Consider the following 17,471-nt stretch of genomic DNA (forward strand, 5'->3'; position numbering starts at 1 on the left):
CACATCTCGATCGGCAGGGCGCCTGGAAGCACGGAACTCAAGGAGTCCGACACACACCGATTTTCACGCCGCCAGGCGTGACGGGAGTTACGGGAGGACTCTTTGAAATTGGCCACCCCCTGCTCAGGGGTGTCCCCACACCTGCTCGCGATTCCCCAGCTGTGGAATGACCTCCTGGGGCAGGGGCCCGTTTGTCCTCGGCCGATGATTAGGTCTGGTTCGCGATCCGGCGGCCGAGCTGTTCGAGGAACCAAGCTGGACGCGGTGACCTCGAAGTCGTCAAACCAGGAGGCCGTGGTGGACTTCCAGACTTGTCCGCTGGCTCCGATCGCGAACAGATGGCTCCCGCCGTCGCTGGCGAAGACCAGCGCGATCGGTTCGCCGTCGATCGGAGCGGGGCCGTACTGACGGAAGTGCTCCGCCGCCGTCGCAGGTGAGTGGATGAAGTACCTGCTGTCGACGTCGGGCAGCGAGGCCTCACCGATCACCCAGTAGAGCGTGGTGGGCCGTTCGCGGGTGGGGCTGAGCTGGGGCTTTGACAGAACTCAAACCGCCGTTCCCAATCGCGTGTAGATCATTACCCGACTGCGTGCATAGTGCAATCATGTGGGCCTCCGGCCCTCCGAAGCAGTGCCGCTCCGCCGACCTGATCGGCTGCAGCGTCATGGGTTTTCTCGTTACTCCACAGCGCGGCCGATGAGTTTGTGGCTCCCGGCCGGTCCAAGCTCGTGACACCCTAGGAAAGGACACCGCCATGTCGGAGCTTCTCGTCGACTTCATCACCTCCCTCGACGGCCACGCATCGGGAGAGGGATGGCCCGGGTTCTGGGGCCTCGAGGGCCCGGAGTACCTCGCATGGCTCGGCGAGCAGCCCGAGGCCACCTACCTGATGGGAGCGAACACCTACCGCCTGATGTCGGGCTTCGCCGCAGGCGAGGTCCCGAATGGCCAAGACGAGTTCAGGCCCGAAGAAGAGGCGTCCGTCGACGAGCTCACGCAAGCGTCCAAGGTGGTGTTCTCCTCCTCACTCGAGGAGCCACTGACGTGGGCCAACTCCACGCTCGTCCGCGACGACGCCGTCGAGGCGGTCCGCGCCATGAAGTCGAGTGGCTCGGGGCTCCTCAGCACGATCGGCAGCCTCAGCCTGTGCCGGTCCCTGCTACGAGCCGGGCTCGTCGACCGCTTCCGGGTCGTGATGTTCCCGGTGATCACCGGGGCCACGGGCGAAGAACGCATCTACGACGGCTATCCGGACGTTGCCCTCGAGATGATCGAGCACCGCACCTTCGACGGCCGCATCCAGCTGGTCGAGTACAAGCCCCGCGTGCTCGAGCACCCGCCGCTCGGCGTCCCTGCGTGACGTCGCCCCGTCCGCCGGCCGGTCTGGACGGCCGCCAGGCCGGCGCCGGCGACTTCTCTCTGGGCCCTCACACGCGCTCTTCACTCCCCACATTCCCCACACGCTTCAAGACGCAACGAAGTGGAGGGAAAAGCGTCCCTGGCCGATTTCAGAGAGCCTCATCACGAGGTTGCCGGATAGGAGGTCAGTACCTGGACGCGGCGGACCTGGCCGTCGCGATGGGCGGCGGGGTCGGCACCCTTCACGAACTGACCACCGCCCTCTACTACGCGGGCAACATCCGCCCCGTACCCGTCTGGATTGTCGGATGGCTCTGAAGATTTCAGTAGCGCAAGATTCATTTCAGTGGAGATTTCAGTAGCGCACGAAAGATTTCAGTGCGCTCACCCAGGGTGACCGTCGTCGTTCACGTCGACGACACCGTCATGGACTACCGAGTATCTCCCATCCGCGGGCAGGGCGACGGGGGCATGGAAACGCCGTGCGAGCGGCATGATCACTCACTGGATCTTGTCCAACCTCAGCCGCACAAGGGGGGGTGGCAGCGGGAATGGGCCCGTTTTTTCGAGACACACACGAGGCAGCGGCGAGGGCCACCATGCGTACGCCTGCTTGCCGCGCGGCGTGGAGGCCCGGTGGCGTGAGGTGCCGCCGGTCGGCCGTGGCCACGGAGCCCGTGTCTCCGTCCCGGAGTCCCGGACATCCGCTGCTGCGCTTTCCGAGGTCCGGGTTTCGGGTTGGCCGATCGATCCGTGGCAGGGCAACGTCGTCGCGTCCGGGTAACACCCTGCGGCCGAAGCGTCACCCCGGCTCGGACACCCTCGTCACCGTCGTTGACCTCATAGGCAGCGGAGTCGTCAGTCGACGGTCGGGCTTCCGGGGCGGCGGTACACGCCGTACCAGTAGCCACACGCCAGTTCGCGCGCGACGACGGTGTCGTCGCTGCCGTCGCTGTTGGACACCTGCTGCGCGATGACCTGACCGCCTCCTTGGACGATCACCTTGGCCGCGAGTTCGGGGTCGATGTCCGCCGGGGTACGGCCGGCCCGCTGCTCCTCCTTCAGCACCGTCACGAGGTTGCCGATGAAGCGGTCCTGGTCGGCCGTCCACGCCCCGCGGACCATGGGGTCGTACGCGGCAACCTCGTTGATCGCCGCGAGCAGGGCCGCATGCTCGCGGTAGTGCCGCAGGATGAGCTCGTAGGTACGGGCCAGGCCGTCGAGGCCGCCGTCGGGGCCGGTGGGCCGCCAGGTCGCCGCGATCGCATAACTCTCGGTCTTGAGGGAGCCGCTCAGCCGGAGCAGCACGTCGACCTTGTCACGGAAGTACAGATAGAAGGTCGAGCGGGAGATCCCCGCGGCCTGTGCGATCTGCTCCACGCTCAGCTCGGTGTAGGTCACACCACCGCGCAGACACTCCTCGATCACGGACAGGATCCGCTTTTCGAGGGCAGCCCGCCGGTCGGCCGCGCTGGAGGGTCGTCGGGTGGTGGAAGCCATACAGGCATCCTAAGGAACCGGACGGAGGGTGTGCCGAGCATGTCACCGGCAACGTCCTGCCCACCGTGCCGAGCGCGCACAGCCGCGGGACGGGTTCAGACCATCAGGCTCACCCGCTCGCTGACGCCCAGGAGGGACTTGCCGTAGACCTCCAGGCCGACCGCCGGGACCAGGCCGGCGTGGCGCGCGGCGACGCCTGCGTCCCGCCAGATGCGCTGGAGGGGGCTGGTGTCGGCGAACGAGGATGCACCATGCACGTTCAGCAGGGTGCCGATCGCCTCGAGTACCTGCTGTGCGGCAAAGCCGGCCCGGGCCCTCACGTGCGCGCGTGCGGCGTAGTCGAGGGGGCCGCCGGAGGATGCGGCCTGATCCACCTCGTCCACGGCCCGGTAGGTGTGCAGGCGGGCCGTCTCCAGCTTCAGCGCGGCCTCGGCCAGCTGTATCTGGACGCCCACCGAGTCCGCCTGCCGGCTGTGGACGGTGAACGACAGCGGCTTCTGCGCGGCCGCCTCCACCGCCGCCTGCATGGCTGCCCTGCCCAGTCCGAGTAGCGGTCCGACCAGGCACAGCAGCAGCATGGGGCCGAACGTCGAGCCGTACAGCGTCTCGTCCCGGGACGCGCGCGGATACACGCCCTCCGCAGCCGCGGGAACCGACAGCACGCGGTGCTCGGGCACGAACACATCCCGCCCTGTCAGGGTGTTGCTGGCGGTCGCCTTCATGCCCGCGGTGTGCCAGGTGTCCTCGACATCCAGGTCCGAGGCAGGGATCAGCACGAGCGCCTGGTCCGTGACCGCTCCGTTGTCGTCCTTCAGCAGTGCACCGACCGCAGCCCAAGTGGCGTGCGGGGCCCCGGAGTTGTACGACCACCTCCCGCTGACGCGCCAGCCGCCGGGCACCCGCTCCCCCACGCCCGCCGGCGCGGCCACGCCGGTCACGCGCGCATCCGGATCGGCCCCGAACACCTCCTCCTGGGCCTTGTCCGGGAAGAGGCATGCCAGCCAGTTGGTCACCGAGATGATCATCCCGACCCAGGCCGCCGAGCCGTCGCCCTCCCCGAGGGCCTCGGAGACTTCGGTCAGGGTCCGCAGGTCGGTCTCATAGCCGCCGTACCGCCTGGGGGTCAGCAGCCGGAAGACGCCGGCCTCGGCCAGGGCGTCGACGACCTCAACCGGCAGGACGCGCTCCGACTCACCGCGCGCCGCCTGCTCCCGCAGCAGCGGCTGCAGGGCGACGGCCCGTCCGACGAGCTCGGCCCTGATCGCTTCCTTGGACAGCGCACCGGTCTTGTCCTGGTGGCTGTTGCTGTTCACTATGTCTCCTTCTGTACGGTTACCTGTCGGGCAGGCCGCCCCCGCTGTGCATGCCAGTCCGCCGGCATGAGCGGTCACGGTGCCTTCTGCACGGAGTCGTGCGCCGCGGCGGCCACCGCCGGAGGGCCGCCGCGGCGCGGTTCGGGAGGAAAGCGCGGACCGGGGGTTCTACGTCCCGGCCCGGCCGGTCAGGCAGCCGCCCCGTACACCTTGCGGGCGTGCCGGGCGTAGGCCTTCGGGCCCAGAAGGGGCATGATCAGCCGGGGCACCAGCGGGGCTGTTGAGAGCATGAGCTTGACGACGTCCGGGTCGGCGTACGAGGCGAGCATGCCGAAGACGATGGGCAGCTTGCTCTTGGGCAGTGCGTTGATCGCGTGGTCGCCGAGCTCGTGCCACTCCTTGGCCGTCACGTACTCCGGGACGATCGGCAGGACGTCCTTCTCCTCGATGCCGAGGTGCTCGGTCAGCAGGATCCCCAGGCGCTCCAGGGAGTCGGCGAGCCGCTCGCCCGAATCCTTCGCGGGCTGCGCGCGCCAGATGGCCAGCCGCTGCGCCGACTCGACGAGCAGCGCGGCGATCTCCTCATGCTGGCTTTCCAGGAGGGCCACGGCGTCACCGAGCCGATCGCCCGCACGCTCCAGGAGCTTGGGCCACAGCAGCTCGTCCTCGCCCTTGTGGTGCAGGTGGAGGAACTCCTCGATGAGCTGCGCGTGTTCTGCGACGACCGCGGCCCGCTCGACGTCGCCGGGACTGACCTCCTTGACCAGTCCGGGGAGACGGGCATAGCTCTGCCGAAAGGCCTCGTGCACCACCAGCATGTCTCGGACGTCGGCGCGGTCAGTGGATGTGTGGGGCATATCAATACCTACTCATGGAATGTCGGCAAAAGGGATTCCGCGTGGCGGCATCATGATGCCGGGGCGGCTGTTTGACAGTGATATGGGTCTACTGGAGCAGCAAAGCTCCTCAGATGAGTTCTTGATGTGTGTCATATGTCGCATGTACGTCGCGAGGGGACGGTGTGCCATCCCGTCCTGGTCAGGGCATCGCTGAAGGACTTCGCGCCCTGTAGCACCAGCCGCTTGGCGGCCTCCTCCGCCTCGGGCCGAGGTTCAACGCGACCGGATCATCGGGCACGGCCTCGAAATCACCCCGCTCCGGTGAAACGGGCGCACCGTAGAAGCCCAGGAAGCTCTCACCGACATCGAGCTGGAACGCCGCGAGGTAGACGATGCGCAGACGTTCCCCGCCTCGGCAACGGCCTGGCTGACCGGTATGCCTCCACAGGAATGGGCCACGACCACGACTGGGCCGTCGATGAGCTCCAGCTCTCCCAGCACCGCCTGCACGTCGTCCAGCACCCCGGCACGCCCACCAGCGCTCGGCAGATCAATCGTCCGAATCCGCCAGCCGTCGGCGTGAAGCACCGAGGCCAGCTTCTCCCAGCACCACGCGCGCCGCGCCACGCCCCATGCACTAAGAGCAGAGTCGGACGGGACACCCCATCAGTCACGAACTGTTCGCTTTCAGATCAGTCACAAGCGTGATGCGCCCAGCAGCGATCACGGGAGGACCCTACGGGTGATCGGACACTATGTCCAACGCAATGCCTTTCGAGGTCGGCGCCCGGTCCTCCTGCGGGCAATGACCTCTCGCTGGGCAGACGTCCCCCGTCGCGGACAACTTGGCCTCGATGTCGCGGATGGTGGCGGCGCCGAGAGGGAGGCGGATGGGCAGGGAAGGGCCCCTCCACCGCGGCGATCACGGCCTGGGCGGCCTTCACGGGATCACCTGCCTGGGCGTGACTGGTGCCCTCGGCCCCAGACCCGGGAGACCCCGGACCGGAGCTGGCCGCATAGTCGCTGATTACCGTGGCGGCGCGGTGCAGCGACGAACCGCCGAGGATGTCTATACGCAGCGGGTCCGGCTCCACGGCGCTGACCTTGATCCCGAGCGAGGCAAGCTCGAGAGCCATGGCCTCGATGAGCCCTTCGACGGCGAACTTGGTGGCACAGTAGACGCCCGATCCGGCCCAGCCGACGAAGCCACCGACGGAACTGAGTCACGATGGTGCCGGCGCGGGCGGCAGGTCGGCAGCACCGCCCGGGTGACGGTCAATAGGCCGAAGACATTGGTGTCGAAGACGCTGCGCGCCTCGCTGTCGGACGTCTCATCCATGGCTCCGACCAGGCCCGTCCAGCGGTGTTGACCAGCACGTCGATCCGGCCGAAGCGGTCGAGCGCGGCGGCACCGCGCGCATCGGCCCGGCCTGGCTTCGACACTGTGAGCTGGCCCCGTTCGACAGCTTGGGTTCTATAGGTCGTTGCAACACCTGCCCTGAGGAATGTTGCGATGACCAAGCCACGCCGAAAGCCCAAGAAGCCTGGACCTGCTCCGCTCGCCGAGAAGCGTGAGCAATACCTTCGGCTCATGGCGCAGGGAGTGAGCAACTCGGCCGCGTGCCGCGAGGTGGGTATCAACCGTAGGACCGGGACCCGGTGGAGGTACGGACGGAAGGTCGTTGACCGGGCAGGCCGTGAGCGCGTGTACGCGCCGATCGCCGAACAGCGGGACACCGTCGAGGTGTCGCCGCGCTATCTGTCCGAGGACGAGCGGATCGTCATCGCCTACCTGCTCCGGGCCAAGAAGTCCCTGCGCGCCATCGCCCGCGAACTCGGCCGCGACCCCCGCCACGATCTGCCGCGAGATACGCCGCAACCGCGACCCGCGCACCGGCAAGTACCACCCGTTTCAGGCCCAGTGGCGAGCTGCCGTGCGCCGCGCCCGCTCGAAGGAGGGGAAAATACGGCGCGATCCGGAGCTGAAGGAGTTCATCCAGCAGCACATGGACCGACGGTGGAGCCCGGAGTAGATCAGCCAGGTCCTACGCGCCGCCTTCCCGGACGAGCCGGACCGCCATCTGGCGCACGAGACCATCTACCAGGCGATCTACCTGCCGCACCGCGGAGGCCTGGAACAGACCGCGCGCTGGAGGCCGGCACCGTGCTCGGGCCGCCGCAGATCGCGCTGCTCGCCGCGATCGGCCGCGGCACGGTCCGGTCCGCCCGCGCCCCCGCGTGGTCGTCCTGTCCACCGGCAGCGAACTGGTCCAGCCTGGCGAGGAGCTGGGCAGCGCAAGCCCCAGGGCTTCGGCTCTATCGGCCCCGACCACACCCCGCTGCTGGCCCCGCCCGGCAACCCGGTGTCGTCGTACGACTCCTTCGAGCTGTTCGTCCGCCCCGCGATCCGCGCCCTGATGGGCCTGGAGGACATCCACCGGCCCACCACGCGCGCGAAGCTCACCGCGGACAGGGCGCTGACCTCCCCGAAGGGACGGCGGCAGTTCCTGCGGGCCGACTACACCGACGGCGCCGTCCGCCCGGTCGGCGGCGCCGGATCCCATCTGGTGGCGGCTCTCGCGCACGCCGACGCGCTGATCGTCGTCCCCGAGGACGTGGAGTCGGTGGAACCGGGCATCGAGGTCGAGGTCGTCCTGCTCCGCTGACCGCACCCGCGCGTGCCGTCCGCAGGACGATCCTGCGCCGTTGCCCGCGCCGACATGGGGGTACCGTGTCGCGCACAACAGGCCCGTGCGCCGCACCGCGACGGGCCGCGACCGGGAGCGGCAACGAGCATGAGTACGCAGGACCGACTGACGCACCTCGACGACGCGGGCGCGGCCCGCATGGTCGACGTATCCGACAAGGACGTGACGGCGCGCACGGCTCGCGCCAGTGGGCGCGTCCTCGTCTCCCCCCGCGTGGTCGAGCTGCTGCGTGGCGAGGGCGTCCCCAAGGGCGACGCACTGGCCACCGCGCGCATCGCGGGCGTCATGGGCGCCAAGCGCACTCCCGACCTGATCCCGCTGTGCCACCCCTTGGCGCTGTCCGGTGTGAAACTGGACCTGTCGGTCGCGGACGACGCCGTGGAGATCCTGGCCACGGTGAAGACGACGGACCGCACAGGCGTCGAGATGGAGGCCCTCACCGCGGTGTCCGTCGCCGCGCTCACCGTGATCGACATGGTCAAGGCGGTCGACAAGGGAGCGGTCATCACGGACGTGCGCGTGGAGGAGAAGACGGGCGGCAAGTCGGGCGACTGGAGCCGGGCGTGAACAGCGAGCCGTCCGCCGGTGGTGCGCTGCGCGCGCCGTATCGCGCGCTGGTCGTCACCGCCTCCAACCGCGCCGCCGCCGGCGTCTACGAGGACAAGGGCGGCCCACTGATCGCCGGGGGGCTCCAGCGCTTCGGCTTTGATGTCGAGGCGCCGCAGGTCGTCCCCGACGGGGATACCGTGGAGGCCGCGTTGCGCGCCAGCGTGGAGGCCGGATACGAGGTGATCATCACCACCGGCGGCACCGGGATATCGCCCACCGACCGCACGCCCGAGGCGACGCGCCGGGTGATCGACTACGAGGTGCCGGGCATCGCCGGGGCCGTGCGGGCGTTCGGACGGCAGCAGGTGGCGACGGCGGTTGCTGCGGTCCGGCCGCCGCGCTCGGCGCCGCCGTCGCCGCGTTGATGAGCGCGCCACCCGCTTCATCGACCCAGGCACCCTGATCAACCAGCGCCCGGCCGAAGCCACGGATCGCCAGATCGCCGGTCATGGGGAGGGCGACCTCATAGTCGGCCAGGGCAATAGATCGGCCATCGGCACCCTGGTCGACCGCACCACCCGCTACGTCAAGCTCCTGCACCTCCCCGACGGTCGGGGAGTCGAGCACGTCCGCGACGCCCTCCTGCACGCCTTCGCCGAACTCCCCGCCGAGCTCGCCCGGTCGCTGACCTGGGATCAGGGCAGCGAAATGGGCCGACACGACGAGTTCACCCGCGCCACCGACATCCCGATCTACTTCTGCGAGCCGGCCAGCCCATGGCAGCGCGGCTCCAGCGAGAAGACCAACGGCCTGCTCCGGCAGTACTTCCCCAAGGGCACAGACCTGTCGATCTACAGCGCCGAGGACCTGGCCTACGTCGCCGCCGAACTCAACGACCGCCCCAGCAAGATCCTCGGCTGGCGGACACCCGCCGAGCTCTTCACTAAGCTCGTCGCAACACTGGAGTGATCACGTATTGCGACGCTCGCTGGAAATCCGCCCTTCCGGCGCGGCTTGGTCATCGCAACATCCCTCAGGGCAGGTGTTGCAACGACCTATAGGACCCACGCTGTCAGGTGGGGCCACGAACCGTTGTCAAAGTCACCGGCCGGTCCAGGCGGCGTCGTTCACGTCCGGAGCCAGAACGAGCAACCGCTCCGTGTGCCCTGGCAGAGCGTCGACCACGGCCTTGCGGGTTGCGGGCGGCGGCCACCACGTTGTCGCGGCTCGCCAGGGCCTGCCGGGCGATCTCCAGTCCGAAGCCGCGTGAAGCACCAGTGATGAACCAAGTATGCATGAGAACACCCCATGAGTACTGGGCATCTGAAGTGGCAGGTCACGGGTCTGGTGTGCGTAGGGTTCGGGATGCTCGTGCTGCTCGCGGGCGGATATTTCGCCCAAGATCGTCGGTCACCGGGAGACTTCGCGGTTCGTCAGTACCAGCAGCGTCCTCACCAGGGCAGTCGCCCACTTGGGTTGGTGCCTACCTTGCCGAAGACCCGCCAGTTCTTCAGGCGGGCGAAGCCGTGCTCGACTGGGCCCGTACTGCGGCAAGGGCCCGTGGAGCCAGCTTCTGACCACGTGTCAGGGGACGGTGAAACCCAGCTCCTCGCCGACACCCTTGACCTGGGCCGGGCCGTCGGCGGCCCGCACCATCGCCAGAATCTGCGGTAGTCAGCGGGCAGGGCGGCCTCGTCGGGATTCTCGCTGCGGTACGGGATCAACAGGACCGCCCGCCCGCCACCCGGGCGGGAGTCGGGGCGCGGCCGCGGCGTCCTCCGCCGCGGCCCGGTCCTGCTCGGCCAGCCGGTTCAGGACCCGCTCGGCGATCACAGCTCCTCTCTCTCGGCCTGGACCTCCTGCAACCGCTTGGCCAACTCCTCAGCGAGCGCGTCCAGTTCACTACGGCGAGCCGTGATCCGCTCCAGCTCCTGCATGCCCACACCCTCCCCGCGCCTTCGCGACGTACCGGCCCGGCGACGGATCGCAAGAGCGGCACGGCGGCTGGCGCACAGAACCCGACAACGGCTCCGGCCGAGGAGCCGGACGATCTTCACCGTGGACACCCGCCGGCAACCAGCGTGAGTATCCCGCCCGCCCCTCACCCCAGACTCGCGACCTGCAAACTTCACGATGCACGGTGCTCACGGAGACTTGGTACCAGCATCGACGCCGTTCACGGCCTTTCCGGTGCGTCGCGCGCCGCGCGCCGGTAGCGGTTCGATCAGTTCGGTGATGGTGCAGTCCAGGATGTCCAACAAGGCTATTAACGTGCGGAGGTTAAGCCGCTCCGGTCGCTCTGTTACCAGCCGATACACCTGGCTTTGCGATAGCTCGACACCGCGTTCGACCAGCAGCGGCCGCAGATCTGTGGTGGCGAACATGCCGCGAGTCGCCATGATCTTCCGCAGATGCCATCGGTAGTCCAGCTCGACAGTCATGCCGTCAGCCTTCATCGCTCCCAACTCCGCCTCCAACGTCATTCACATCACCGCATGCACGACCAATGCGCCGGCCTCGATGTCGCTGCCGAGCATCAAGGCGGACCACTACCCGACACGCGCCTGCAAGAGCCTGTGCACTCTCATCCGCGGCACCAACCAGCGACTCGGTCCGCATGAGATGAACGACGCGATGGTGCGCATCGGCGCCAAGCGAGGGCGTAAAGTAGGCCTGTTGCCTGGCCCGGAGACGAAGTGGGAATGCGCAGCGCATAAGAGACAGGATCCCGCTGTCTTTACGTGCTCGTATCCGTAGCGTCCCTAGTGTGCCATCCGCAGTGTGCGGCTGGGCGAGCCCTGCTGTAGGGGCCGCCCAGGCCGGGGATCGGCAAGTCCACGATGGTGGGGCGAGGCCTGTGCCCGCGCTGAGGCTCGCGGGATGCAGGTGCTGAACACTACCGGCATGCAGGCCGAAGTCCAGCTGCCCTACACCGCAGTGCAGCACCTGTTCCCTCGGCTGCGCCCCGTGGTCTCGGCGCGACCGCCGGCGGAACGCCGCATCGTGGTCCGCACCGCACCCAGCAGGCCCTCGACGTCGTCCTGGCGTTCCAGGCCATGGAGGATCAGATGGCCCGGCCCGCTCGGCGAGCGCCGGTGCGGTGGCGCGGCCGATCCCGGTCGTGGCTCCGGTCAGCACGATGGTCGCGTTGTGGTTGTACCCGGGCGCGTCGACGAGCCGGCGACCGTGTGGGTGCACGGTTGGTTCCTCACCGTGTTGCGTTCCTCTGCGCGTTGCTGATCGCGGCAGCCCTGGCCTGCCGAGCAAGCCGGAACGGGCGCAGGCAAGCCGGCACGGCGTCGAGTCCGAGGCGTACTCGTGCCGGTCCTCAGGGGACGGTCGTAGTGCTCCGTACGTAGACGACCATCAGTCGCTCGTACGGCCAGTTCCAACGATCAGAGGCAACCGCGAGCGCCGACCACGGTTGGCGTTCATTCAGCGTGACGCCCCTCTGCACTGCGAGCAATACGGAAGGTTACGCCGGTGGTCGAACGCGCCGAGCCGCCGACTGTCCGGACTGGTCACCGCAGCGTGCTGGTTTGGTCATGCACATGGCCTGACCTGGGCCATCTTGGCGTAATGTTTCGTTTGATGCGTGCTTCGTGCGTCAGGCGAAGGAGATCTGGGTGAGCGGCGGGACCATGAGCCGCTGGAGTTCGGCGCGGCCGGCGTCGGCCGACGGTCGGCAGCCGCGCGCGGACCACATGCCCTCGTCGGGAATGCCGCCCGGCCACAAGAAGCAGCTGCCCAAAGCGGCGTCGCGGCGCGCTGGTCGGGGACCTGCAGTGATCAACGGGCGGACGGACGAGATCCAGGCGCTGACCGCCTTGCTGGACAAGCACGCCACCGCGACGGCGCGCTTGTCGCGCGGGGACATGGTGGCCGACCGGTGACGCGCGGCCGAGCTGAAGCAAAAGGCGGTTTCAGAATGTCTGGCACGTTGAGCGACGACCTGGTCTCCACAGGTGGCGTGGGCGCCGACGACACAGCGAAGGGCCGCCCCCGCCGCCCCGGCGCACAGGCCCAGCGGACCCACTCGGCCCTGCTGGGCCGGCAGGCCGAGTGCGCGGAGCTCGACCGGCTGCTGGAGGCGATCCGCGCCGGCGAGAGCCGGTCGCTGGTGGTCCGCGGCGAGGCGGGAGTGGGCAAGTCCGCGCTGCTGGAGCACCTGACCGAGGCTGCCTCCGACTGCCGTGTGGTGGGCATCGCGGGCGTGCAGTCGGAGATGGAGCTGGCGTTCGCGGCGGTGCACCAGTTGTGCGTGCCGATCCTGGACCGGCTGGACAGCCTGCCCGAACCACAGCGCGACGCGCTCGGCACGGCATTCGGGCTACGTGCCGGGCCGGCGCCGGACCGCTTTCTCGTCGGCCTGGCCGTGCTGACCCTGCTCGCGGCGGCGGCCGAGGACCGTCCGCTGGTGTGCGTGATCGACGACGCCCAGTGGCTGGACCGTGCCTCCGCACAGGTGCTCGCCTTCGTCGCACGCCGCCTGTTCGCCGAGTCGGTGGCCTGCGTGTTCGCGGTCCGCGAGTCCGGCGAGGAGGACGAGCTGTCGGGGCTGCCGGTGCTGGACGTCGCGGGCCTGCGCGACGACGACGCGCGCACGCTGCTGAACACGGTGATCCTGGGGCCGCTGGACGAACAGGTGCGCGACCAGATCATCACCGAGGCTCGCGGCAACCCCCTGGCGCTGCTGGAACTGCCGCACGACCTGCCTTCTCTCAAGCTTGCGGGCGGATTCGTGGCGTCGGCCGCACGTACGCTGTCGGCTCGCCTCGAAGAAAGCTTTCAGCGACGGCTGGAAACCCTGCCCGCCCCTACCCGGCAGCTGTTGCTCCTGGCGGCCGCCGAGCCGCTCGGCGACCCGGTACTGCTGTGGCGTGCGGCCGACCTGCTCGACAGCGGCGTCGACATCACAGCGGCCGACGCCGCCGAAGACATGATCGATTTCGGAGACCGGGTGCGATTCCGGCATCCGCTGGTGCGTTCGGCGGTCTACCGAGCCGCGTCGCCGGAGCAGCGCAGGAGCGTCCATCTCGCCCTGGCGAAAGCGACCGACATCGACGCCGATCCCGACCGTCACGCCTGGCACCGCGCCCATGGAACTGCGCAGCCGGACGAATGGACCGCCGCGGAACTCGAACGCTCGGCCGAACGCGCCCAGGCCCGCGGCGGCCTGGCCGCCGCGGCCGCCTTCCTGGAGCGGGCGGTCGCACTCACCCCAGACCCCGGGCACCGGGCCGAGCGCGCGCTGGCCGCCGCACGGGCGACTCACCAGGCCGGTTCGCCCGATACCGCACTGAAGCTGCTGTCCATCGCCACGGCGGGCCCGCTCGACGATCGGGGCCGCGGTCATGCCGAACTGGTGCGCGCCCAGATCGCTTACTCCATGGACCGCGGCAGGGACTCATTCGCGCTGCTGCTCGAGGCCGCCCGCCGACTCCAGCCGCATGACCTTCCGCTCGCCCGCGAGACGTACCTGGAAGCGATCAACGCGGCGCAGTTCGCCGGTCCGCTGGCCGTCAACGGCCAAGTCAAAGTGGCCCAGGCCGCCCGGTCGGCGCCGGCAACGACAGGGGTTCCCCGTCCCGCCGATCGACTGCTCGACGGCCTGACAACCTTGATCCTCGACGGACACGGCGCCGGAGTCCCGAGCCTGCAGCCGGCACTGAGTGCCTTCACAGAACCAGACCTGTCCCCAGAGCAGGGACTGCGCTGGCTTTGGCTCGCGGGCACCACGGCCGCAACCGTCTGGGACTACGAGACCTGGGACGTCCTCGCGACCCGGCACATCCACCTTGTCAGGGAAAGCGGCGCCGCCACCATGCTGCCCTTCGCGCTGACTGCGCTGGTCGCCGTCAATATGATCGCAGGCGACCTGGGTACGGCGGCGTCGCTGATGCAGGAGGTGAAGACGGCCTCCGAGGTGATCGGGATCACTTACCCCGTCCACGGGGACCTGCTGACGGCGGCCGCGCAAGGCCGCCAAGCCGACTATGAGCAGCTGAGCACGGTCGTCGCGGAGGCGTCCCACCGGGGCGAGGGAAGCGCGTTGATCGTCGGTGGATGGACCAAAGCGCTGCTGTGCAACAGCCGGGGACGCTACGAGGACGCGCTGGCGGCCGCGAGCCAGACAACCGGCCACCCGCATCGGGAGATCAGCGCCGCGCTGGGCTGGGCGCTGGTAGAGGAAGTCGAGGCGGCCGCCCGCAGCGGCGCGCCCGAGCGCGCCGCCGACGCCTTCCGGCGGCTCAGCGAGCGTACCGGCCCCAGCGGCACGGGCTGGGGGCTGGGCATCCAGGCCCGGTCACGGGCCCTTATCAGCAGCGGCGCGGACGCCGAGGACCACTACCGTGAGGCGATCGACCGGCTCCGCCCGACCCGCATCCGCGGCGAACTGGCCCGCGCCCACCTGCTCTACGGCGAATGGCTGCGCCGCGAGCGGCGCCGGTCCCAGGCACGCGAGCAGTTGCGCACCGCCCACGAGATGTTCACGGCCACCGGGATGGAGGCATTCGCCGACCGGGCGGCGCGCGAGCTGCGGGCCACCGGCGAGACCGCCCGCAAACGAACCGTGGAGACCACAGGCCAGCTCACACCGCAGGAAACCCAGATCGCCAGGCTGGCCCGCGATGGGCTGACCAACAAGGAGATCGCCGGCCGCCTGTTCCTGAGCACCCGCACGATCGAGTACCACCTTTCCAAGGTCTTCGCCAAGCTGGGCATCACCTCACGCAACCAACTGGGACGTGGCGCCTCCCTCGACCTGTGACCACAGGGAAGGTGTCGACGCCGCAGCGCCGGTCCGCGCAACACTGCGCCTCCGCCCACTTGAAGTCGCAGGTCAAGGGCTGGTGTGACCGGTTTTCGGGGTGCTCACGCTGGTCGTCGGCGACTGTCTGCGGAGTAGGTCGTCTGTCAGCGGTTGACTCGAGGTTTGTCAGAACGAGCAAGGCGCGCAGGAGGCGGGTCGCGTGGGCGGGGTCGGTGCGGGGTTTGGTGAGGGTCCGCCAGTTCTTCAGGTGGGCGAAGCCGTGTCCGACCGGAGAAGACGCTGATCACTCACGCCCGTACCGGGGCAGCTCGGTTTCTCGGCTACGAGGTCACGATCCAGCACAACGACACGAAGAAGACTGGCCGTTACCGACGGGTGAATGGTCAGGTCGCGCTGCGTGTCCCCCCGGAACGTGATCAAGGCCAAGTGCGCCCCCTACCTCGCCTGTGAGAAACCCGCGAAGAGAAAGGCTCTGATCAACAGCAGTGATCACGCGATCGTTGCGACGTTCGGGGCCGTCTATCGCGTGGTCCAGTACTACCTGCTTGCCGAGACGTCTTTCGGCTGCATCGGCTGCAATGGGTCATGGCGACGTCCATGCTCAAGACTCTTGCAGCAAAGCACCGTTCGTCGGCACCGGAGATGGCCGCCAGGCACAAGGCCAGAATCGACACTCCCCACGGGCGCCGCGTCTGTTTCGAGGCCCGAATCGAGCGGAAGAACAGGAAACCACTGGTGGCGCGGTTCGATGGAATTCCACTTCAGCGGCAGCGGGCGGCGGAGATCGCCGACCGTGAGCCAGTCCGGGTGGCTGTCCGCAGAAGGAACTCATCGCGAGGCTCCTGGCGGACACCTGTGAGATCTGCGGAAGCAAGGGCAACGTGCAAGTGCACCATGTCCGCGCTCTCACCGATCTCGCGCACGCCGGATGGCAGCCTTCCGACTGGGCCCGCGTCATGCTGCATCGGCGTCGCAAGACCGTCGTGGCCTGCGACACCTTCGTATGGCTACCGGTCCGTGACCGGTAGCCATACGAAGGTCAGACCATGAGGCTCACTGGTTCCCTGATGCCCAGGAGCGCCTTTCCGTAAGCTTCGTACCCGACGGTCGGCACCAAACCGGCGTGCCGCGCGGCGACATTGGCGTCTCGCCAGATCCGCTGCAGAGGGTTGGAGTCGGCGAAGGCACCCGCCCCGTGAGTGTTCAGCAGCATGTTGACGGCTGCGAGGACCTGCTGGGCGGCGTAGCCAGCCTGCGCCCTGACCTGCGTACGTGCCGCGTAGTCCAGAGAGGCGCCCTCCCGGTCCACCTGGTCGACGGCGTCATAGGCGTGCAGCCTCGCTGTCCGCAGGTGCAGTGCTGCTTCAGCCACCTGCATCTGCACACCCACGGAGTCCGCCTGCCGGCCGTGCACGGTGAAGGACAGCGGCTTCTCCGACGCCGCGTCTTTCACCACGCCGAAGGCTGCCTTACCAAGGCCCAGCAACGGTCCGACCAGGCAGAGCAGAAGCATCGACCCGAACATCGACGAGTAGAGGGGCTCGTCCTGCCGGAACGAACGGGGATAAGTACCCTCGGCAGCGGCGCGGACTGACAGCACTCGGTGTTCGGGCACGAAGACCTCTCGACCGATCAGCGTGTTACTCGCCGTCCCCTTCATACCCACCGTGTGCCAGGTGTCCTCGATCACGAGTTCCTCAGCAGGTATCAGCACCAGTGCCTGGTCGACGACTGCGCAGGACTCGTCCCGCAGCAAGACACCCACGGCAGCCCACGTCGCATAGGGGGAACCGGAGTTGTATGACCACTTTCCGCTGACGACCCATCCCCCGGGCGCACGGCGGCCGACACCCGTGGGAGCAGCCACACCAGTGACCCGGGCGTCGAGATCCGCTCCGAACACTTCCTCCTGGGCCTTGTCGGGGAAGAGACTCGCCAGCCAATTCGTCACAGAGATGATCATGGCTGTCCAGGCAGCCGAACCATCTGCTTCGCCAAGAACCTCGGAGACTTCTGTCAGAGTGCGGAGATCGGTCTCATATCCCCCGAAACGCTTCGGCGTCAACAGCCGGAAGACACCCGCCTCAGAGATCTTGTCAATGACGTGCGCCGGCACGATTCGGTCTGCTTCGCCTCTCTCTGCCTGTGCTCGCAGAAACGGCTGCAAGGCGCGGGCCCGCTCGACAAGTTCCACTCTGCTTCTTCCTTGTGTTGACGACACATTCACCGCGCCCTCGGGCGCGCTGCTGCTGTTCACGGTGTTCCCCTTGTGTATTGCTCTGCTCATCCGATGGCCCTGCTCGCCTTCTTCAGGCATGTCCAGGCGAGAGCTCCGAGCGCGATCTTCGCCAGAAGGGCAGAGAGGTTCTCCGGCACGGACAGGAAGGGCGAGTGACTGCTCGCAATGCGATGGACCTCGGTTGCCCTG

The 17,471-nt window shown here is 68.4% G+C and carries 12 protein-coding genes and 6 pseudogenes; 9 read left to right on the forward strand and 9 right to left on the reverse strand.

Features of this window, described 5'->3' with window-relative positions; all coding sequences use genetic code 11:
• Window positions 1-488: pseudogene (locus ACFVJQ_RS36275) on the reverse strand (hypothetical protein); the annotation flags it as partial.
• Window positions 489-754: 266 nt separating this feature from the next.
• On the opposite strand from ACFVJQ_RS36275, the gene ACFVJQ_RS36280 reads away from it, so the two are divergent.
• Complete coding sequence (locus tag ACFVJQ_RS36280) at window positions 755-1,360, forward strand: dihydrofolate reductase family protein (protein ID WP_044577946.1); 606 nt, start codon at window positions 755-757, stop codon at window positions 1,358-1,360.
• An 857-nt stretch (window positions 1,361-2,217) separates the two neighbouring features.
• Here the strand turns inward: ACFVJQ_RS36280 and ACFVJQ_RS36285 are convergent.
• The 5 genes and pseudogenes from ACFVJQ_RS36285 to ACFVJQ_RS36305 all read right to left on the reverse strand — a co-directional run.
• Window positions 2,218-2,859 carry a TetR/AcrR family transcriptional regulator gene (locus ACFVJQ_RS36285; RefSeq protein ID WP_385789938.1) on the reverse strand — a complete coding sequence of 214 codons (642 nt, stop codon included), beginning with the start codon at window positions 2,857-2,859 and terminating at the stop codon, window positions 2,218-2,220.
• 95 nt (window positions 2,860-2,954) lie between these two features.
• Window positions 2,955-4,172, reverse strand: a complete 1,218-nt coding sequence (locus ACFVJQ_RS36290) for an acyl-CoA dehydrogenase family protein (RefSeq protein ID WP_385789940.1) — start codon at window positions 4,170-4,172, stop codon at window positions 2,955-2,957.
• Between the two features lie 188 nt (window positions 4,173-4,360).
• Entirely contained in the window at window positions 4,361-5,029 is a 669-nt protein-coding gene (locus tag ACFVJQ_RS36295) for a hemerythrin domain-containing protein (protein ID WP_385515543.1), read from the reverse strand.
• A gap of 255 nt (window positions 5,030-5,284) precedes the next feature.
• On the reverse strand, window positions 5,285-5,638 hold the full coding sequence (locus ACFVJQ_RS36300) for an alpha/beta fold hydrolase (protein ID WP_385515542.1): 354 nt from the start codon (window positions 5,636-5,638) through the stop codon (window positions 5,285-5,287).
• A 65-nt stretch (window positions 5,639-5,703) separates the two neighbouring features.
• Window positions 5,704-6,222 (reverse strand): annotated as a pseudogene (locus tag ACFVJQ_RS36305) (SDR family NAD(P)-dependent oxidoreductase); the annotation flags it as partial.
• Window positions 6,223-6,602: 380 nt separating this feature from the next.
• On the opposite strand from ACFVJQ_RS36305, the pseudogene ACFVJQ_RS36310 reads away from it, so the two are divergent.
• From ACFVJQ_RS36310 to ACFVJQ_RS36330, 5 genes and pseudogenes are all read left to right on the forward strand, one after another.
• Window positions 6,603-6,848 (forward strand): annotated as a pseudogene (locus ACFVJQ_RS36310) (helix-turn-helix domain-containing protein); the annotation flags it as partial.
• A 170-nt stretch (window positions 6,849-7,018) separates the two neighbouring features.
• Window positions 7,019-7,677, forward strand: a pseudogene (locus ACFVJQ_RS36315) (hypothetical protein); the annotation flags it as partial.
• 129 nt (window positions 7,678-7,806) lie between these two features.
• Entirely contained in the window at window positions 7,807-8,286 is a 480-nt protein-coding gene (gene moaC / locus ACFVJQ_RS36320) for a cyclic pyranopterin monophosphate synthase MoaC (RefSeq protein ID WP_385515541.1), read from the forward strand.
• A pseudogene (locus tag ACFVJQ_RS36325) lies at window positions 8,283-8,645 on the forward strand (molybdenum cofactor biosynthesis protein B); the annotation flags it as partial. The gene moaC and the pseudogene ACFVJQ_RS36325, both read left to right, overlap by 4 nt.
• A 1-nt stretch (window position 8,646) precedes the next feature.
• A complete protein-coding gene (locus ACFVJQ_RS36330) occupies window positions 8,647-9,237 on the forward strand; it encodes an IS30 family transposase (protein WP_385789943.1) in 591 nt (196 codons plus the stop codon).
• A 153-nt stretch (window positions 9,238-9,390) separates the two neighbouring features.
• Here ACFVJQ_RS36330 and ACFVJQ_RS36335 read toward each other — a convergent pair.
• Window positions 9,391-9,565: pseudogene (locus ACFVJQ_RS36335) on the reverse strand (short-chain dehydrogenase/reductase); the annotation flags it as partial.
• Window positions 9,566-10,412: 847 nt separating this feature from the next.
• Entirely contained in the window at window positions 10,413-10,709 is a 297-nt protein-coding gene (locus tag ACFVJQ_RS36340) for a helix-turn-helix domain-containing protein (protein ID WP_385789945.1), read from the reverse strand.
• Between the two features lie 1,185 nt (window positions 10,710-11,894).
• Here ACFVJQ_RS36340 and ACFVJQ_RS36345 point away from each other — a divergent pair.
• From ACFVJQ_RS36345 to ACFVJQ_RS36355, 3 genes are all read left to right on the forward strand, one after another.
• The gene (locus ACFVJQ_RS36345) at window positions 11,895-12,161 is read left to right on the forward strand and encodes a hypothetical protein (protein ID WP_385515538.1); all 267 of its coding nucleotides are present in this window, start codon (window positions 11,895-11,897) and stop codon (window positions 12,159-12,161) included.
• A gap of 35 nt (window positions 12,162-12,196) precedes the next feature.
• Entirely contained in the window at window positions 12,197-15,040 is a 2,844-nt protein-coding gene (locus tag ACFVJQ_RS36350) for an AAA family ATPase (protein WP_385515537.1), read from the forward strand.
• Between the two features lie 890 nt (window positions 15,041-15,930).
• Window positions 15,931-16,071: a hypothetical protein gene (locus ACFVJQ_RS36355; RefSeq protein WP_385789982.1), complete on the forward strand. Its 141-nt coding sequence runs from the start codon at window positions 15,931-15,933 to the stop codon at window positions 16,069-16,071.
• Window positions 16,072-16,082: 11 nt separating this feature from the next.
• Here the strand turns inward: ACFVJQ_RS36355 and ACFVJQ_RS36360 are convergent, their stop codons facing one another.
• Window positions 16,083-17,300 carry an acyl-CoA dehydrogenase family protein gene (locus ACFVJQ_RS36360; RefSeq protein WP_385789947.1) on the reverse strand — a complete coding sequence of 406 codons (1,218 nt, stop codon included), beginning with the start codon at window positions 17,298-17,300 and terminating at the stop codon, window positions 16,083-16,085.
• Window positions 17,301-17,471 lie beyond the last annotated feature (171 nt).

This window comes from Streptomyces sp. NPDC127197 (genome assembly GCF_042672405.1).
GTDB lineage: Bacteria > Actinomycetota > Actinomycetes > Streptomycetales > Streptomycetaceae > Streptomyces > Streptomyces flavusporus.

Excerpts from the sequence above, each read along its gene's own strand:
- ACFVJQ_RS36280 (WP_044577946.1), top strand. The coding sequence starts at position 755 with ATGTCGGAGCTTCTCGTCGACTTCATCACCTCCCTCGACGGCCACGCA.
- ACFVJQ_RS36285 (WP_385789938.1), bottom strand. The coding sequence starts at position 2,859 with ATGGCTTCCACCACCCGACGACCCTCCAGCGCGGCCGACCGGCGGGCT.
- ACFVJQ_RS36295 (WP_385515543.1), bottom strand. The coding sequence starts at position 5,029 with ATGCCCCACACATCCACTGACCGCGCCGACGTCCGAGACATGCTGGTG.
- moaC (WP_385515541.1), top strand. The coding sequence starts at position 7,807 with ATGAGTACGCAGGACCGACTGACGCACCTCGACGACGCGGGCGCGGCC.
- ACFVJQ_RS36340 (WP_385789945.1), bottom strand. The coding sequence starts at position 10,709 with ATGACTGTCGAGCTGGACTACCGATGGCATCTGCGGAAGATCATGGCG.
- ACFVJQ_RS36350 (WP_385515537.1), top strand. The coding sequence starts at position 12,197 with ATGTCTGGCACGTTGAGCGACGACCTGGTCTCCACAGGTGGCGTGGGC.